The organism is Noviherbaspirillum saxi, assembly GCF_003591035.1.
Lineage (GTDB): Bacteria > Pseudomonadota > Gammaproteobacteria > Burkholderiales > Burkholderiaceae_D > Noviherbaspirillum > Noviherbaspirillum saxi.
Genome location: NZ_QYUO01000003.1, coordinates 1419329 through 1435636 on the forward strand (window position 1 = coordinate 1419329; position 16308 = coordinate 1435636).

Here is a 16308-nt window from a genome sequence, read left to right on the forward strand (position 1 = left end):
GTTCGTCTCCTTTTAAAGCTCGCTCTGTGGTTCGTCCTTGAGTTCTCTGGCAAGTGCGGCAAAGAAATCGGTTGCCATCTTGTTTGCGGCGCCGTCAATCAAACGCGAGCCGATCTGCGCCAGCTTGCCGCCGATCTGCGCCGAGGCGGTGTATGCCAGCTTGGTGGCTTCACCGTCCGGTGACAGCATAACCTTCGCATTGCCTTTTGCGAAACCTGCCATCCCTCCTTGTCCTTCGAAGTTGAGCGTGTAGGATTCCGGTGGATTCAAGTCGGCCAGAAATATTTTTCCCGCAAACTTTGCATTCACGGGACCGACTTTTACCGCCATCGACACCTTGTACTGGTTCTCTTCGATCGGTTCGATTGCCTCGCAGCCGGTGATGCACCGCTTTAGCAATTCCGGATCGTTGAGCGCCGACCAGACCCTGTCCGGTGATGAAGGCACGATTTGAACGCTAGACATTTCCATAGTGTTCTCCTGACGAATGAGGTGATCGTCGAGTTGACTGTGAGCGCCGAAAGCTTGCCTCATCCAGCGCCGCGCCGAGGCGACTCAGGCTCGTCAGATTATGCACAGGCAGGAACAGGTCGACGTGCGGCAGCATGGCGCGGATTCCGGCCGGCCTGGCTTCAAAACCTTCAAAGCGCAACAGCGGATTAAGCCAGATCAGGCGCCGGCACGAGAGGCTGAGCCTTTCCATTTGAGCGCCTACGCTTTGGGCATCGCCGCTGTCGAGGCCATCGGTGATCAGCAGTACGACCGTTCCCTGGCCGAGCAGCCTGCGCGCCCAGTGCTGGTTGAACTCTGCCAGACAAGCACCAATCCTCGTGCCGCCGGCCCAGTCCACCACCTGGCGCGACACCTGACCGAGTGCGACATCGACGTCGCGGTCCCGCAGCAAATAGGTAATGTTGGACAGGCGCGTGCCGAAAAGTAAGGTATGCACGCGGCGACGGCTATTGGCTAAAGCGTGGATGAAATGCAGAAGCATGCGCGTATAGTTTTCCATCGAGCCGGATATATCGCACAAGATCACTAGCTTGACAGGCTGCATGCGCGACGTGCGATGTCGCAATTCGACGCAGCCATCCATTGTTCTGATCATATGCCGCAGGGTGCTGCGCAAATCGACCTGCGCTCCTTGCAAGAGCGGGCGTGACCGGCGGCTGGCGATTTCAGGCAATGGCATGCGTACTGAAGCAATCATTTTTTTCGCCTCGGCTTGCTCCTCCGCAGTCATCGCTGCGAAATCCTTGTTACGGAGAACTTCGACGCGCGACATCGTCATCGACGCGTCGAGCCTCAGGTCCGGGGGCAAGTCATCTGGCACCGATACCGCACGCGGCGCTCGCGGCAGCATCGCCTGTGCGATACGCGGCGCAAGCTTCGGCGTATCCGGTTTGGGCGAGCGTACACCGCCCAGCAAATCCTGGATCTGCTGCAACTGCAGCCGAATGCGCGACGGATCGCGCCAGTACAGTTCGAACGCCTGATCGAAGATGAATTGCTGGTCTCGCCGGTCGACCAGCACCGTCGACAGCGCGTAGTAGAAGTCGTCGCGCCGCTCCACGCCGACGGCCTGCAGGGCGCGCAAGGCATCGATCACCTTGGCCGGCCCGATCGCCAATCCGGCCCTGCGCAGCACCCGCGCGAAATGCACGACGTTCTCCGCCAGCAGCCCCTTGTCCTGGCTTGGCGCCGCCACGCTCATCGCATCCCCGCAACGTCTACCCGGACATCGTCAATCAACTGGTCGATCTTGCCGGCATTCATCCTGGCGATATCATCTTCGTATTTCAGCACTACGCCCAGCGTTGCCTGCACCGCTTCCGGATCGAGCGTGGTCTTGTCAAGGGCAGCAAGCGACGCTGCCCAATCGAGGGTTTCCGCCACGCCGGGGGCCTTGTACAGTTCCATGTCGCGCAGTCGGGCGATGAACGCGACCACGTCGCGGCTCAGCGTGTCAGCGGCCTGCGGCACCCGGCAGCGAACGATTTGCAATTCCCGCTCCTTGTCCGGGTAGTCCACCCAGTGGTAGAAGCAACGCCGCTTGACGGCGTCATGGATTTCACGCGTGCGGTTCGAGGTGATGACGACCAACGGGGGTTGTTCTGCGCGAATGGTGCCGAGTTCCGGGATAGTGATCTGGTATTCGGCCAGCACTTCCAGCAGATAGGCTTCGAAAGGCTCATCGGCACGGTCGAGTTCGTCGATCAGCAGGACCGGAGGGCCACGGTCCGTGCTTTCCAGCGCCTGCAATAACGGGCGCTTGATCAGGAAGCGGTCGGTGAAAATATCCGCCGCCAACTGGTCTTTTGAGGTTTCCCCGGTCGCTTCGGCAAGCCGGATTTCGATCATCTGGCGCGGATAGTTCCACTCATAGACCGCGTTGGCGACGTCCAGCCCCTCATAGCATTGCAAGCGCACCAGCCTGCGATTGAGCCCACCCGCCAGTGCCTTGGCGACTTCGGTTTTGCCGACTCCCGCTTCGCCCTCCAGGAACAGCGGCCGGCCCATGGTCATTGCGAGATAAAGCGTGGTGGACAGATGGCGCTCGGCGATATATTGCTGAGACGCCAGTAGTTGTGCCACCTGATCGACGGAAGCGGGAGGACAGGCTATCGGCATACGTTCGCCGTAAAGATTGCGCCGCGGCGACGTAACCTCATTTCAATGCCTCGGCAACGGCGCGCCCGGCCAGAACCGGGATCAAGTGTGCGCGATAAGCCGCACTGGCATGCAAGTCTGAACTTAGTCCGTCGGCCGCTACCCGTACCGCTTTGGCGGCGTCCGGGTTGAAATCCGCTTCAAGCGCCTTTTCCAGATCTGTAGCACGGAAAGCGCATCCGGCGCATCCGGTCACCGCCACCCGCACATGGCCATCGTCGCTCCGGCTGACGAATACGCCCACCAGTGCAAAGCGCGAGGCCGGATTCAGGAACTTGATGTAGGCCGCCTTGTCGGGAACAGGAAATTGGACCTCAGTAATGATTTCGCCAGGCTCCAGCGCGGTTTCATACATGCCCGTGAAAAAGTCGTCGGCCGCGATGGTCCGCCCGTTGGTCCGGATGGTCGCGTTCAGCGCCAGCGCTGCGGCCGGATGGCAGGCAGCAGGATCGTTGTTGGCCAGCGATCCGCCCAGCGTGCCGAGATTGCGCACCTGGACGTCGCCGATTTCGCCGGCAAGGTAGGCCAGCGCGGGGATTGCCTGCCGGACTTCGTCGGATGCGGCGATTTCGGCATGGCTGGTTCCCGCACCGATCACCAGCGCGCTGTCTTCGCGCCGGATGCCGCGCAGTTCGGCGATTCCGCCCAGGTCTACCAGGCTCTTCGGCGCAGCCAGCCGCAGTTTCATCGCCGCGACCAGACTCTGCCCGCCGGCCAATGGCTGGCTGTCCGGGTTGGCAAGCAAAGCGACGGCTTCGCTCACGCTCTTGGGTTGATGCAGCTCGAATGCATACATACTGCTCTCCTCACGGGGCTGGGTTGGCTGACGGTTGCGCGGACTGCCTGGCGGATTGAATGGCATTCCATACCCGTTCCGGCGACGCAGGCATGTCCAGATGCGTCACTCCCAACGGTGAAAGCGCATTGATCACCGCATTGATGACGGCGGGCGGCGAACCGATCGCACCTGCTTCGCCGCAGCCCTTGGCGCCGAGCGGATTATGCGTACAAGGTGTCACCCGGCTGCCGACCTTGAAGTTGGGCAGATCCTCGGCGCGCGGCATCGCATAATCCATGTAGCTGCCCGACAGCAACTGCGCGGTACTCTTGTCGTAGACGCAGTTCTCCAGCAACGCCTGTCCAATGCCTTGGGCCAAACCGCCATGTACCTGGCCTTCGACAATCATCGGATTGATGATATTGCCGAAATCGTCCACGGCGGTCATGGCGGCCACTTCAACGGCGCCGGTTTCCGGATCGACTTCGACTTCGCAAATATGGGCACCCGCAGGAAAGGTGAAATTCGTCGGATCGTAGAATGCGGTTTCGTTCAATCCCGGCTCCAGCTTGTCCAGCGGATAGTTGTGCGGCACATAGGCAGCCAGCGCAATCTGCGCGAAGGGCACGCTGCGATCGGTGCCGATGATGGTGAATTTGCCATCCTTGAATTCGATATCGCTGGCCGACGCTTCCAGCAGGTGTGCGGCAATCCGCTTGCCCTTGGCCTCGATCTTGTCGAGCGCCTTGACGATTGCCGAGCCTCCCACCGCCAGCGAACGCGAGCCATAGGTACCCATCCCGAACGGAACACGTCCGGTGTCCCCGTGCACGATATCGACCTGCTCGAACGGGATGCCGAGCCGGGCAGAGACAATCTGCGCGAATGTCGTCTCATGCCCCTGTCCATGGCTGTGCGACCCGGTGAACACAGTGACGCTGCCGGTGGGATGCACCCGGATTTCACCGACCTCGTATAGTCCCGCCCGTGCGCCCAGCGCACCGGCGATGTTCGACGGCGCCAGCCCGCAGGCTTCGATATAGGTAGAAAATCCCAGGCCGCGCAATTTGCCGCGCCGCTTGGCTTCCTCGCGGCGTGCCGGGAAACCGGCGACGTCGGCCAGTTCGACCGCGCCGTCCAGGCAAGCATTGAAGTCGCCGATGTCGTACTGGAGCGCCACCGGCGTCTGGTACGGAAAGCTTGTGATGAAGTTGCGCCGCCGCAGTTCCACATCATCGATGTTCATCTCGCGGGCTACCGTCGATACTAGCCGTTCGACCACGTAGGCTGCCTCCGGCCGCCCGGCGCCGCGATAAGCATCCACCGGCGTGGTGTTGGTGAATACGCCATCTATTTCGGCATAAATGTGCGGCGTGCTGTATTGCCCCGCCAGAAGCGTCGCATACAAGATGGTCGGAACCGAGGTCGAGAACGTAGACAGGTATGCGCCGAGATTGGCGACGGTGTGTACCCGCATGGCCAGGAATTTCCCGTCTGCGCCGACTGCCATTTCGGCCACCGTCGCGTGGTCCCTGCCGTGTGCGTCCGTCAGGAACGATTCGGAACGTTCGGCGGTCCACTTCACCGGGCGGTTAAGCTTTTTCGATGCCCAGGCCAGCACGACATCTTCCGCATACAAAAATATCTTCGAGCCAAAGCCTCCGCCGACATCGGGCGCGATGACACGCATTTTGTGCTCCGGCAGCCCAAGCACGAAGGCCGTGAGCAACAGCCGCTCGACATGCGGATTCTGGTTGGCGACATACAGCGTGTAGCTGTCGTCGCCACGGTTGTACTGCGCCAGTGCTGCGCGCGGCTCGATTGCGTTTGGAACCAGCCGGTTGTTGATCAGTTCTATACGGGTAACATGATGCGCCCGCGCGAATGTCGCATCTACCGCAGCCTTGTCGCCCAGTGCCCAGGTATAGCACTTGTTATCATGCGCGATGTCGTGCACGACCGGAGCGCCAGATTTCAGCGCGTCGCGCGCATCGGCAACTGCCGGCAGTGCGTCATAGTCCACCTCGATGAGTTCGGCCGCGTCCTTCGCCTGCAAATAGGTTGCCGCCACGATGAGCGCCACCTGGTCGCCAACATGGCGTACCTTTCCCTGCGCGAGGGCCGGATGCGGCGGCTCCTTCATCGGCTGGCCATTCACGTCCGTGATCAACCAGCCGCAGGGCACGCCGCCGACCTTGTCAGCCGCGAGGTCATCCCCGGTCAGGACAGCGATAACGCCGGGGGCGCTTCGCGCCGCGCTGGTGTCGATCGATCTGATCGTTGCATGCGCGTGCGGAGAACGCAGAAAATAAGCATAGGTCTGGCCGGGGATCTGGACGTCATCGGTGTACTTGCCGCTGCCGGTGACGAAACGATAATCTTCCTTGCGGCGCACCGAGGCGCCAATGCCGGTTTCATGTTCAGAAGGGGCATTCATGTCAGCCTCCGCTCATGTTGGCGGCGCCTGCCTGCACCGCCTTGACGATGTTGTGATAACCGGTGCAGCGGCACATGTTGCCCTTGAGTTGCTCACGGATTTCACGCTCGGACGCATTGGGATGATGCTTGGCAATATCGATGGCGCACATGATCATGCCGGTAGTGCAGAAGCCGCATTGCAAGCCGTGGCATTCCTTGAACGCTGCCTGCATGGGGTGCAGTTCACCGCCAGGACCGGCGATTCCTTCGATCGTTGTCACCTGCGCGTCCTGAAACTGCGCTGCCAGAGCCGAGCATGACTTGACGGCGTTGCCATTGACGATCACCGTGCAGGCACCGCACTGGCTGGTGTCGCATCCGACATGCGTGCCGGTCAATGAAAGGTTTTCGCGAAGAAACTGAACCAACAGCGTGCGCGGATCTATTTCCGCGTTCGCCGGGATTCCATTGACGGTCATGGATACCTTGATTGCCATGCGATTACTCCTCAAGTGAATTGCCGTTTGATCAGGGCTCGAAGAACAGTCGCAGGGCAGAAAAGGGAACGGGCCGTGTCCGGCAGAATATCGAACTCTGCCGGACACGGCTTGTCTCCATTGTTTGTCCCGATAACCCGGCCCCTCGCCTTGTCATCGATTCTTTTCGTCGCAGCCGGTGGTGCAAAAATTAGCGTACTTACGCTGAGCACATCGTCTTTTGCGTTAAGTCAAAAGAAACCTCAGCGCCAAAATCAAACTTCTTTGTACGGTGATGGTGTCAAGGAACAGAATGGCCGTGCATGCATACATAACGGAAATAGTTGCCTCATAGTTTTACTGTATGGATGGGGATTTTTCCGTGTTGCCTGTTCGCCGGACCGGAACGTACCGGGACTTTACTTCGACTTTCATGGAGCGCTTTCGCGTGCACGACAATGGATAGCATCGATATGGAAGTTCTGAAAAGCTGCGAGCAATGGCTGGCTGGCGGCCACCGCTGCGAATTGATCACCGTGATAAAGACATGGGGTTCCAGTCCACGGCCGGAAGGCGCAATGCTCGCCATGTGCGACGACGGGCGCGTGGTCGGCTCCGTGTCCGGCGGATGCATCGAAGATGATCTGATCGACCGGGTTCGCAAACAGGGCCTCACACGCCTCCGCCCGGAGATCGTTACCTACGGCATCAGTGCCGATGAGGCACATCGCTTCGGCCTGCCGTGCGGCGGCACGATTCAGTTGGCCATGGAACCTCTGTCCACAGGCAGCCTCATTACCGAGTTGCTGCAACGTCTATCGGCACATGAACTGGTAGCGCGCCGGCTCGATCTGCGAACCGGCCAGGTCACGCTGGGAACGGCGCGCGCCGGCATGGCGCTCCAGGTGTCGGCCTCCACGCTCACTACGCTGCATGGCCCGCGCTGGCGCCTCCTGATCATTGGTGCAGGACAGTTGTCACGCTTTCTGGCGCAGATCGCGGTGGGCATGGACTATCACGTGACAGTATGCGATCCGCGCGAAGAGTATCGCACCGGCTGGCAGGTCGAGGGAGTGGAACTGGTGCACGGCATGCCGGACGATGTCGTGATCGATATGCGGCTCGACGTCCGATGCGCGGTGCTGGCGCTGACCCACGATCCCAAGCTCGACGATCTGGCCCTGATGGAAGCCCTGAAGTCAGATGCCTTCTATGTCGGAGCGATCGGCTCCCGCGCCAACAATGCGAAGCGGCGTGAACGGCTCAAGCTATTCGATGTGAACGATGCGCAGTTAGCCAAACTGCATGGCCCCGTTGGCATCTATATCGGCAGCAAGACGCCGCCCGAAATCGCGGTTTCCATTCTGGCGGAAATGACCGCAGCCAAGAATGGGGTTGCGCTGCCGACTGAAATACAAGTCGGCAATGCCAAAAACGTGAAAAATTCGCAACCGGAAAATTCAAGCTGCACAAACAACTGAGAAGGCGGTTCATAAGCGAAGACGCGCGCAACACATCAACGACATGTACCCGCAGCGAGAACACTTCGGCATGATCAGAGAGCTTCTTAGCTGTCTACCGGCCTGCCTATTCCCGCAAGCCGAGCACATTCATGAGTCGGTTAAGGTCTCCTTCCTCCCTGATGATCTCGGCCATCAGTTCAGGCAGCGGCATTCTTCCCCAGTTCACTGCGCGGCGCAGTAAATAAGGCGTCGGACTATGAGGTTCCACGACGGCCAGATAATCTGCAATCGCCTCCAACGTAACATACGCTTCATGGCGGCTTTGCCAGTGTGAAAGGGTGACAGGCGGTGCCATGATCATTTCTCCTGCGGTTGCGCTGGACATATTAACGCCGTGGGGGACAGGAAGTTCTTCCATTACCGCCGGCTCGTTTTTAACGGGTATCAATTGTGTGAACACGCGCTCGATCGAAGTGAGCGTCCCATGCAATCTGGCCAGGTTCGGCGAATCCATCCCTAGTTGTGTATCGACAAACGATGTCAGGGAACTCAGGCAGATAAGGCAACGGCGAACCAGGTCAATCCTGGTCTGAAGCTCATAATACAAATGCTGATGCGCATAGGAGATGACGTCTTCACGTATGAGCGGCAAGTCGCTGGAGTCCACGCCTGACGTCTTGTCGGTCGCATGATCCTGCCCGGATAGTTCTCTTGCGGTCAGGCGCTCCCAGTCGGCGAAGCTCACCTTCGGTGGTTTGCGACCGGCCACGTTCAGGAGCGGGACGTGCACCTTCAGTGTCATGGACATCGACTCATTGAGCCACACCAGCGGCGCAATCCGCGCATCGCAGTCATTGTCTTCATCAATCACCGGGTGCACTGCGGTCCAATGCTGCCGCAGCAACTCATCGACCAGATGCAATCCGCGGAGCAAGCCTTCAAATCCATGCTGGCGTGTCCATGACTCCAGCAGCCAGACTGCAAGTTGCAGATCCTTGGACCGGTTGGCAAGCATGCCCTTGCATCGATCTTCGATAAACACCCAGTCGGCCCGCTTGAGCGGCCGCTCCCATTGTCCCATTGGCAAACTGGGATCGTCTTCCTCGCGTGCGAGACGGATTTCGGTAAATGCCGGGTCATACCGCATGGCCGGACCACAGGGTTCATTTTCTGTGATCGGCGCCAGCAACACTTCCAGCTCTGCCTGATGGTCAGGATTCATAAGGATGCGGGGTTTCTCCTCGCCGGGTGGGCTCATCGGTAATATCTCCATGTGCACAGGCGCGGGTGCGGGAACTGAAGTCGGACTGGATACTAACGAGCGTGCCTTGTCATACAGATCCGATAAACTAGCAGCAAACATCTTCTTTCGAGTGGCCATATAAATCAACCCGGCTTGGGTTATTCCATTGCATAGTCGATCTCGCACAATGCAAGTAACTTACCCAGTTCCTGCGCGAAAAATTTTGCTGCCAACGGTGAGGACGACTTATGCAAGTCGATAACGGAAGCGTCCGGGGGGAAGTAAATTTTTTCTGATATTGCGATCAATCTGCCGGTATCAAATCCATCATCGACCTCGTGCATCGCAATCACCGCGTGATCGGATTTATTCTCCAGCAAGGCATGAAACGGATTAGGTCCGGCGTAATGAGATGGCCAGCCATCATCAATGCAAGGATGGAGATTATAAAAACCCATCTCTGGATACAGGAACAGGCGCGAACTGATACGTTGGCCGAATGTGGCGGAGATACAAACGTCCGGACACCATTCATTTTCGTATATATCGTAAAACTCTTCGGTCTTTACTCGCCCTTTGTATAGGGGAATATGATGCGCCACGGCGAGCTGTTCCACCATGACTTCTTCGGTCTTCGTATGTGGATAGCTCCAGACACGGCGCTCACGGCTCACGAAAGTTGAGGAGACATCATCCGTCGCTACACCTACCACCTCTACCTGCCTGGCAAGAGGTCCTTTGAGCATTTCGCTCAGTACATGAAATCCCCGGTAAAAGCTACCGAATACGGCGACACGAACTTTACGCTGCGGCTGGAAGGATGACATAGCATTCTTATTTAGTTAGTCGATCAATTTCATGTTTCAGCCAATACCATCACCATGCCCGGTCAAACCAGGACCAACGGGGGTGTGCTCCGATGCGATCACCCGATTTGCCCTCGGCACATTTCCTACAAAGACGGCACACGGACCGGGAAAGTACCAGGCCAGACCAGCGGTGTGCGCTTGCCCGCAGGACTTATGGTTAGTCGCGCATAGACACGGGCACGCGATGCGCGTGGCTGTGCACCCGGATTTGCACTATTGGTGATCAGCGGAAATTCAAACCGCAATAGCTGCGATCGTGCATCGGTCCCGGAAGAAGAATCTGTATCTCGGTGTGTGGTAATGAATGAGAATAAAGCCCACGGATCGTCAAACCGGTAAGTAACAGTGCGGTCCTCGACCGTCATATCCCTTTGAACCATCTCCGCCACCGGGACGACCGGACCATCACGCGCGACACGCATGGTCAGCACAATCGGCAATCCCGGCTCCCATCTGAGCGGCCGAACCGGATCGCGCAATCGCATCGTCTGGCTGCCGACCGTCAGGGACCAGTCAATGATCTTGTTGCCGTCGATTTCAGATGCCGAATTGGCACGGAATTCCACTGTCAGGTCCATGCCGGGCACCTGGTTATCTTCAGTCGGATAAAGGGGTGCGAGGAACTCGCGCACCCGTTGCATCTGCTCTTCAACCCGTCGTACCGGTGCCGATGCCATGACGCGTGATGGTTCGCGCGCAGTTGCAAGGGAGACGGTATTCGAGCGCTCAAACAGCTTAAGTACTTTCCCAACCTCTTCTATATCGGCAGGACTACGGTCAGCGGCAGTGCCTTTGATGGTGGGATCGAGTGCCGCCGGCCTGAACGGAAAACGATTCGCAAGATCACGGTTGAATGTATCGGCAAAACGGTTCCATGCTTCCTGATATTCATTGTGCTTGATTTCGCGGCACCGGGTATACAAGCCCGCCTGCAACACTTGCATCCGTTCGGAGAACGGATCTGCAGCGCGCCGCTGGCCCGCGCGCGATGAAAGCTTTTCCATGCAATTCTTCAGATCCACTTCTGTCGCGCCGGAAAGAACGAATTGTTCAAGCGCCATGAGACTGCTGGTCGGGCTCTTCAGACGGTAACGGTTCAGGTCAGCCACGATAGCCTGCCAGCGCGTCACAAGCGGATTGCCGGAATGGGTAGCTCCCAGCTGCTGCAAGAGTCCTTCTGCATCCTTGCCGGCAGTATCGATGAATGCCTGTTGCTGGGCTACATAGGCCGCCAGGGTAGCCGCATCAATGGCGCCGAAGGCGTCAATCAGCGGCGATTTTTCCCCACTCCATGTACGGAAAGCGATATCCCGTGGCATGAATATTTCGGCCCGCGCAAAGGTATTGTCCAGGAATTGCAAGCGCGATAACGCATCCTTTGCCAGTACGGCTGACAGACTATCCGCTGCGGATTCGCCGCCCAGTTCACGCAACCAGGCGCGCAATTGCAATGCGCGAGTGCGGTCCGCTTCAGGCGCGGGAGCCTGGACTTCGTTGACCGACACAATAAATGCCTGCGACAGCAGGTCGCGTGCGGTTTCTGCCAGAGCGGCATCATTCAACCTTGCCACCGGGGCTTGCAGCATGACCGGAAATCTGGTCAGCAATTCAGTCTGAAACCGTTTGCGCGCGTCGGCCAGTGCCAGGGCCTGATCGAGCCGTCCTCGATTCCAGGTAACTGTCGCACCGGCAGGAACATCGGGAATGCGGCTGAGTTTATTTACCTTCATGTAGGGTTGCGCGAGCAATGCCGACAATGCGTCCACCAAGGCCTTGCGGGCCGGCGAAAATGCCCAGGACGACGATGTGTCCGACCATGCCAGACCTGGCGTCATGCTTTGCGAATACTTGTCGGCGGTGAGCGTCTCGTCCCAGGCGGTCAGGAATTTGGCAAAGCCATCCTCTGCCTGACTCTGTGCGTCGCTGGCTACGCCTTTGCCAAGCAAGGAAACGGTCTGGACTCTTTGCAACAGCGCGTCATGGGCCTGCCCAAGCTGCATCGTGCGGCGCCGCATCCAGACGCCTTTACCAGAGGTCAGCAGCGCTTCCTGACGGAGAAGGGTTTCGTGCAAGGCTTGCCATGCTTCAATGGTAGCGACTGCATCAGACGCATTCGGTTGGGCGTCGATCAACGCAGATGCGGTTTGCGCAATGGTCTGCTCAGACTTGAGCAATCCATTGTTGGCAAAGAGTCTCTCGTAAGTCGCCTTCAGCGCCAGGTTGAGCGAGCAAGAGGTAGCGTCCTGCAATGGTGTCACCGGAAGCGCCGGAGTACCTTGTATCGCTTGCCGGAACAGTTCGGCCGTGCGTGTGGCATTGCCGTTGAGTTCGGCACCCAGCAAGGCCCCGACCACAAGAGCCAGGTCCTCGCCCGATGCCGGATCGTCCGAGCTTTTAAGCCGGGTCATGGCGCGCACTACCCGGTCCAGTTCTTCAATGCGCCCCACATACTGCAGTGTGGCGCCGAACTCCGGCAAATCCTCGATGTTCAGTGCGGTACCGGGTTTGGCAAACGCTACTTCATTCCATTGCGCCGGCAAGGTGCAGCTTGCGCCGGCGATCAGATTGCCCGATGCCGGATCAACCGGTACACCGGTAAGCTGGCTTGCACGCCGGTATATCTCCCGGCGCATCGGGTCGAATGCGTTGTCGGCAAATCCTTGTTCAAGCTTGCGGTGGACGCGTATGTGCAGATCATCGAGCCACGGCCAGGAACCCGGCATGAATACCGAGCGCATGCGTGCCGAATCCATCCGCTCTATGTTCGTCAGTGCGTCCATCGCACGTTGCCGGCTTTGGGCCGGATCGATCACGTTGTTGTTGCTTGCCTCGATACTGTCGCGTGAATCGCGATCGAGCTTATGCAGGGAGACTGTGACGTCCTCCACCTGCCGGTGCAACTGCACGGATGCCACGCCCATTCCAACCAGCCATACGACCGGAACGCCCACCATCGTCCATTGCACTATGCGGCTCATTGCGGGCCGACGCATATGTTGCGACGCGGACGAACTGACGAGCCCTACTTCGGCAAAAATCTTGCGTTCGAAAACATCGCGCAGAAAGGCCGGGAGCGCACTGGACTGGCCCAGTACAAGCGCTCTGGATGACGAAAACGTGGGTTCCTCTGCAGTCTGCGGAAGTTCTGGCGTACTGTCCGGTTGATCCGACAGCAACCGGACATCCGTCCCGCCGGTCAGCGCAGCGACATCGCTGTAGTCACCCGTGAGGTAAATGCCTCGCAACAGAAAGGGTTCATGATATGCGCTCGGGCGCATCAGCTCTTCGGTGAATAACTTGAGACCCGCGCGCAAGCGTTCGACCTCATTCGGCAGCATGAAGTAACTGGCGCTGTTGGATTCCCCGGATTCAAGCGCGCACAGCTCGGAACAGGTGTCAGCCAGCGAGCGCACGACTTCATTCATTGCCGTGTCTACCCACTGCGACTGGAATGGCGCGACCAGCTCATACGGTGACGACCATCCCAGCATGGAGCGTCGCATCGGTTCCGGCAAGGCCGCTGAAAATGCAGTAAAGCCGGGAATGGTTTCGCAGTCTGCGATGACCAGGTAAATCGGAAAGCGCAAGGCAAGCCGGTTTTGCGCCAGCCAGAGGCGGCGATGAATCGACTTGGCACGCGCAACGAGGTCAAGCTGCGCTTGCGAGTCGGCCTGAAGAAATACGCTGGCCGGAATCGAAAGGACGATCGAATCAAACGGCCGGTCCGGGCGGTAATTACGGCAAAGACCCAGAAAATCGTCCCAGGTATTCGTGTTGGCTGGTGCGTCCGGATCGGACGAACCCAATTGCTCGGACTGCAGCTGGACCGCGACGCCATTATCGAAGAAATTCCAGCTGATGCCTTGCGCAGCGGTGGTGAGCGTCGTGTCCGCACTGAGCGCACTCTGCAGCCCCGACTGCACCAGCGGTAACTCGCGCCCTTCCTTGCCCTCATTAAGGATCAGTGTCCACGACAGGTCATAGCGTTCGGAGCGAACGGCAAGATTACTTTCAATCAGCTCTACTGCGCTACGGAAGGAATGCTTGAGCGAGTCGGCACTGATCAGCCGGGGCTTTTGCTCTGCCGGCTTGTCCTGCTTTTCTGCGCCTTTCATTGCTGCCCAGATGACGATGCCAAGCAGCAGCAGGACGATCAATGTAAGAGAAAGCAGTGTGAGAATTGCTGTGTTATCTGACAAAAAATTCAACACTGTAGGATCCTAACTGTCAGACGTGAGAGTTGAGCGGCGCAACAAGCGCACCTGCGTTCGCTGACAGCGCCTCACGTACCGGCCACGACTGCCACAGCCAGAGCAGTTCCGATAAGCCTAGCAAGAACAGCAGCGCCAAAAGGACGATGACACCGCTGCGGTTGATTCTTGGCAGCCGCCTTGCGGCAATGTGCGACAACGTGCTGGCATAAGGCTGTTCCGACAAAGTGCGGTCACGGCCATGCATGTCTGCCGGCCGCATATAAATAAACTGAAACAGCTCGCGACGGTATTCGGCGATTTTGCTTTGTCCTGCGGTACCGCGATAACGACCCTGGAACCCGAGCGACAGCAGATAGAGGTATAGCCGGCCGACATGGCGCCGCGATGCTTCCCGCTCGCGCAGCAGCTGGTCCAGGTCGTCAAATACACGTTCGCCGGCAAAGCTGGATTTGAACAAGGTGGCTTCGATCAGGACATGGCGCCAGTACGAGCGCCCTGCCCAATCGGTATTGAGCAGCACCTCGTCGGCCAGTGCCGCTTTGAGGAACCGGCCTTGCACTTCGGCTTCGATACCGGCTTTGCCGCCGACACGGCGCGCTTCCAGGGTTTGCAGCTCGATCAGCTGGCACAACTGGCCGCTTAGTGACTCGGCCGCCGACTTGGCATCGGCATCGCCTACCTGCCCTGCCGTCTGCGCCAGGCGTGACAGCACATCGAAAAAATCGCGGAACTGAACCGAAGCAAGGTCTGTTCCGTCACTGATCGCACTGCCTGCCGAGCTGAGTTGCAGCCGCTGCGAAGGACTCTGGGTAGTTATATTCGATTGAGTGGTCACGATCATCAGCCCTTAATGAACAGAACCACTTCATGGGGACGCTGAGCAAGCGTACTTTCATTCCCGTTACTGATCAGCAGTGGCTGGTCAGCGACAATAAAGTTGTCCGACACCTCGATACTGAAGAGGGTATAGCCCGAACTGGAGCGCAAGCCCAATTCAGGCGCATCATCGATGCGCCGCCGCGGCGCACCCAGCACCCTGCGATCGGTAAGCGAAGTCCACACAGTCTCGGAGCCGATCACCGCACCGGACATCCACTGCGACAGCTCACGCTCCGGCTGACCGCGCAAGCCGATGACCAGCCGCGTACCAACCCAGTCCGGCTGCATCGACAGCGAGAATGCCTGACTATCAAAGCCAAACGTGCAGGTCTTCCATTCCTGGCTAACCTCGTCGACCAGATCGGAAAGCGCGCTCAGCACCGCATCGAACGCGGGATAAGCGTCCGCGTGGTCGTATGCTGGCGGGAGAATCGGGACCGCGCCGGGCCGCAATGTCGCCAGCGAACCGAGCTGGGCGCACAGCGCAAGATACAGCGGCACCGGTTGCACTACCGGACAGCGCAGCACCGCTTCGAGCACCGGCAAGTTAAGGATCAGGCTCGACAGACGTGCTTTTTGCTCAAGAATATTCAGGCGGTCTTCCAGGCGCGACGAAGGCGATGCGGTCTGCCGCGCCAGGAACACTGCCTTGCTGCGCATATGCGCAGCAAGCAATTGGGCGCGCTGCCGCAAAGGCGATGTGGCAGGCACTTCCAGCATGGCCGGCAGTGCGGTACCACGACGCACGATTTCGTTATCCTTGCGCACGGTCATGAGACGCAGATAGACGTATGCCGCCGACGGTACCGGTCCGGCAGCCAGCGACAGGTTGATTGCCATGCGAGGAATATCCGCCGCCAGCGCCTGAGACACTTCATCTTCGACCAACTGTCCTTCGACACCGCGAAACATGGTGGGCTGCCCCGGCGCACGTTGCGACCGTGTTTTGCCGACCACAAGATACACCGACAAGTCCTGCAATTCCATGTCCGCCGACCATGGCGACAAATCCAGCTCCAGCGACTGCCCCCGGGATTGCTCGAAATCAAAGGTCGCCGCCATGCCATTCGGTAGAATGGCTTCAATGGAAAAGATCCGTAACAGCCCGGTCGTCAGCAGTGCTTCATCGATCACGAGATTGCGAACACCCCAGCCATAGGGCTGCGTTGCCATCGATTGCCAGGCCAGGAGTGCATCAATGCGTGCGCCTTCCTGCTGAAAATGCTGCGGCGTCAGCAGCATTCCTTCATGCCACTGAATGCGGTCCGAGAGTTGAAGAGATGTCATTAAGAGCGTTC

12 protein-coding genes are annotated in these 16308 nt (G+C 58.7%); 1 reads left to right on the forward strand and 11 read right to left on the reverse strand.

Annotated features, from left to right (window positions below):
* Window positions 1-12: 12 nt before the first annotated feature.
* Genes D3871_RS29540 through D3871_RS29565 form a run of 6 tightly spaced genes read right to left on the reverse strand, consistent with a single transcriptional unit; the run spans window position 13 to window position 6357 of the window.
* Window positions 13-465, reverse strand: coding sequence for an SRPBCC family protein (locus tag D3871_RS29540; protein WP_233575872.1), 453 nt, complete (start codon window positions 463-465; stop codon window positions 13-15).
* Entirely contained in the window at window positions 458-1714 is a 1257-nt protein-coding gene (locus tag D3871_RS29545; protein ID WP_119772710.1) for a vWA domain-containing protein, read from the reverse strand. Before D3871_RS29545 ends, D3871_RS29540 begins: the two co-directional genes overlap by 8 nt.
* Complete coding sequence (locus tag D3871_RS29550) at window positions 1711-2631, reverse strand: AAA family ATPase (protein WP_119772711.1); 921 nt, start codon at window positions 2629-2631, stop codon at window positions 1711-1713. Before D3871_RS29550 ends, D3871_RS29545 begins: the two co-directional genes overlap by 4 nt.
* 37 nt (window positions 2632-2668) lie before the next feature.
* Window positions 2669-3466: an FAD binding domain-containing protein gene (locus tag D3871_RS29555; protein WP_119772712.1), complete on the reverse strand. Its 798-nt coding sequence runs from the start codon at window positions 3464-3466 to the stop codon at window positions 2669-2671.
* 10 nt (window positions 3467-3476) lie between these two features.
* On the reverse strand, window positions 3477-5885 hold the full coding sequence (locus tag D3871_RS29560; protein WP_119772713.1) for a xanthine dehydrogenase family protein molybdopterin-binding subunit: 2409 nt from the start codon (window positions 5883-5885) through the stop codon (window positions 3477-3479).
* A gap of 1 nt (window position 5886) precedes the next feature.
* The gene (locus D3871_RS29565; protein WP_119772911.1) at window positions 5887-6357 is read right to left on the reverse strand and encodes a (2Fe-2S)-binding protein; all 471 of its coding nucleotides are present in this window, start codon (window positions 6355-6357) and stop codon (window positions 5887-5889) included.
* Between the two features lie 443 nt (window positions 6358-6800).
* Between D3871_RS29565 and D3871_RS29570 the strand changes: the two genes are divergently transcribed.
* Window positions 6801-7823 (forward strand): XdhC family protein, encoded by a 1023-nt coding sequence (locus D3871_RS29570; RefSeq protein WP_119772714.1) that lies wholly within the window; start codon window positions 6801-6803, stop codon window positions 7821-7823.
* A gap of 106 nt (window positions 7824-7929) precedes the next feature.
* On the opposite strand, the gene tssA is transcribed toward D3871_RS29570, so the two are convergent.
* The 5 genes from tssA to tssK all read right to left on the reverse strand — a co-directional run bounded on the left by tssA (window position 7930) and on the right by tssK (window position 16297).
* A complete protein-coding gene (gene tssA, locus D3871_RS29575; protein ID WP_233575873.1) occupies window positions 7930-9027 on the reverse strand; it encodes a type VI secretion system protein TssA in 1098 nt (365 codons plus the stop codon).
* A gap of 179 nt (window positions 9028-9206) precedes the next feature.
* Window positions 9207-9875 carry a formyltransferase family protein gene (locus D3871_RS29580; RefSeq protein WP_119772716.1) on the reverse strand — a complete coding sequence of 223 codons (669 nt, stop codon included), beginning with the start codon at window positions 9873-9875 and terminating at the stop codon, window positions 9207-9209.
* 125 nt (window positions 9876-10000) lie between these two features.
* Entirely contained in the window at window positions 10001-14116 is a 4116-nt protein-coding gene (locus D3871_RS29585; protein ID WP_233575874.1) for a type VI secretion system protein, read from the reverse strand.
* Window positions 14117-14144: 28 nt separating this feature from the next.
* On the reverse strand, window positions 14145-14966 hold the full coding sequence (locus tag D3871_RS29590; protein WP_233575875.1) for a DotU family type IV/VI secretion system protein: 822 nt from the start codon (window positions 14964-14966) through the stop codon (window positions 14145-14147).
* 5 nt (window positions 14967-14971) lie between these two features.
* Window positions 14972-16297, reverse strand: coding sequence for a type VI secretion system baseplate subunit TssK (gene tssK, locus D3871_RS29595; RefSeq protein ID WP_119772718.1), 1326 nt, complete (start codon window positions 16295-16297; stop codon window positions 14972-14974).
* Between the last annotated feature and the right edge of the window lie 11 nt (window positions 16298-16308).

Coding starts and splice junctions, on each gene's coding strand:
- D3871_RS29540 (WP_233575872.1), bottom strand. CDS start 465: ATGTCTAGCGTTCAAATCGTGCCTTCATCACCGGACAGGGTCTGGTCG.
- D3871_RS29545 (WP_119772710.1), bottom strand. CDS start 1,714: ATGAGCGTGGCGGCGCCAAGCCAGGACAAGGGGCTGCTGGCGGAGAAC.
- D3871_RS29550 (WP_119772711.1), bottom strand. CDS start 2,631: ATGCCGATAGCCTGTCCTCCCGCTTCCGTCGATCAGGTGGCACAACTA.
- D3871_RS29555 (WP_119772712.1), bottom strand. CDS start 3,466: ATGTATGCATTCGAGCTGCATCAACCCAAGAGCGTGAGCGAAGCCGTC.
- D3871_RS29560 (WP_119772713.1), bottom strand. CDS start 5,885: ATGAATGCCCCTTCTGAACATGAAACCGGCATTGGCGCCTCGGTGCGC.
- D3871_RS29570 (WP_119772714.1), top strand. CDS start 6,801: ATGGATAGCATCGATATGGAAGTTCTGAAAAGCTGCGAGCAATGGCTG.
- tssA (WP_233575873.1), bottom strand. CDS start 9,027: ATGAATCCTGACCATCAGGCAGAGCTGGAAGTGTTGCTGGCGCCGATC.
- D3871_RS29580 (WP_119772716.1), bottom strand. CDS start 9,875: ATGTCATCCTTCCAGCCGCAGCGTAAAGTTCGTGTCGCCGTATTCGGT.
- tssK (WP_119772718.1), bottom strand. CDS start 16,297: ATGACATCTCTTCAACTCTCGGACCGCATTCAGTGGCATGAAGGAATG.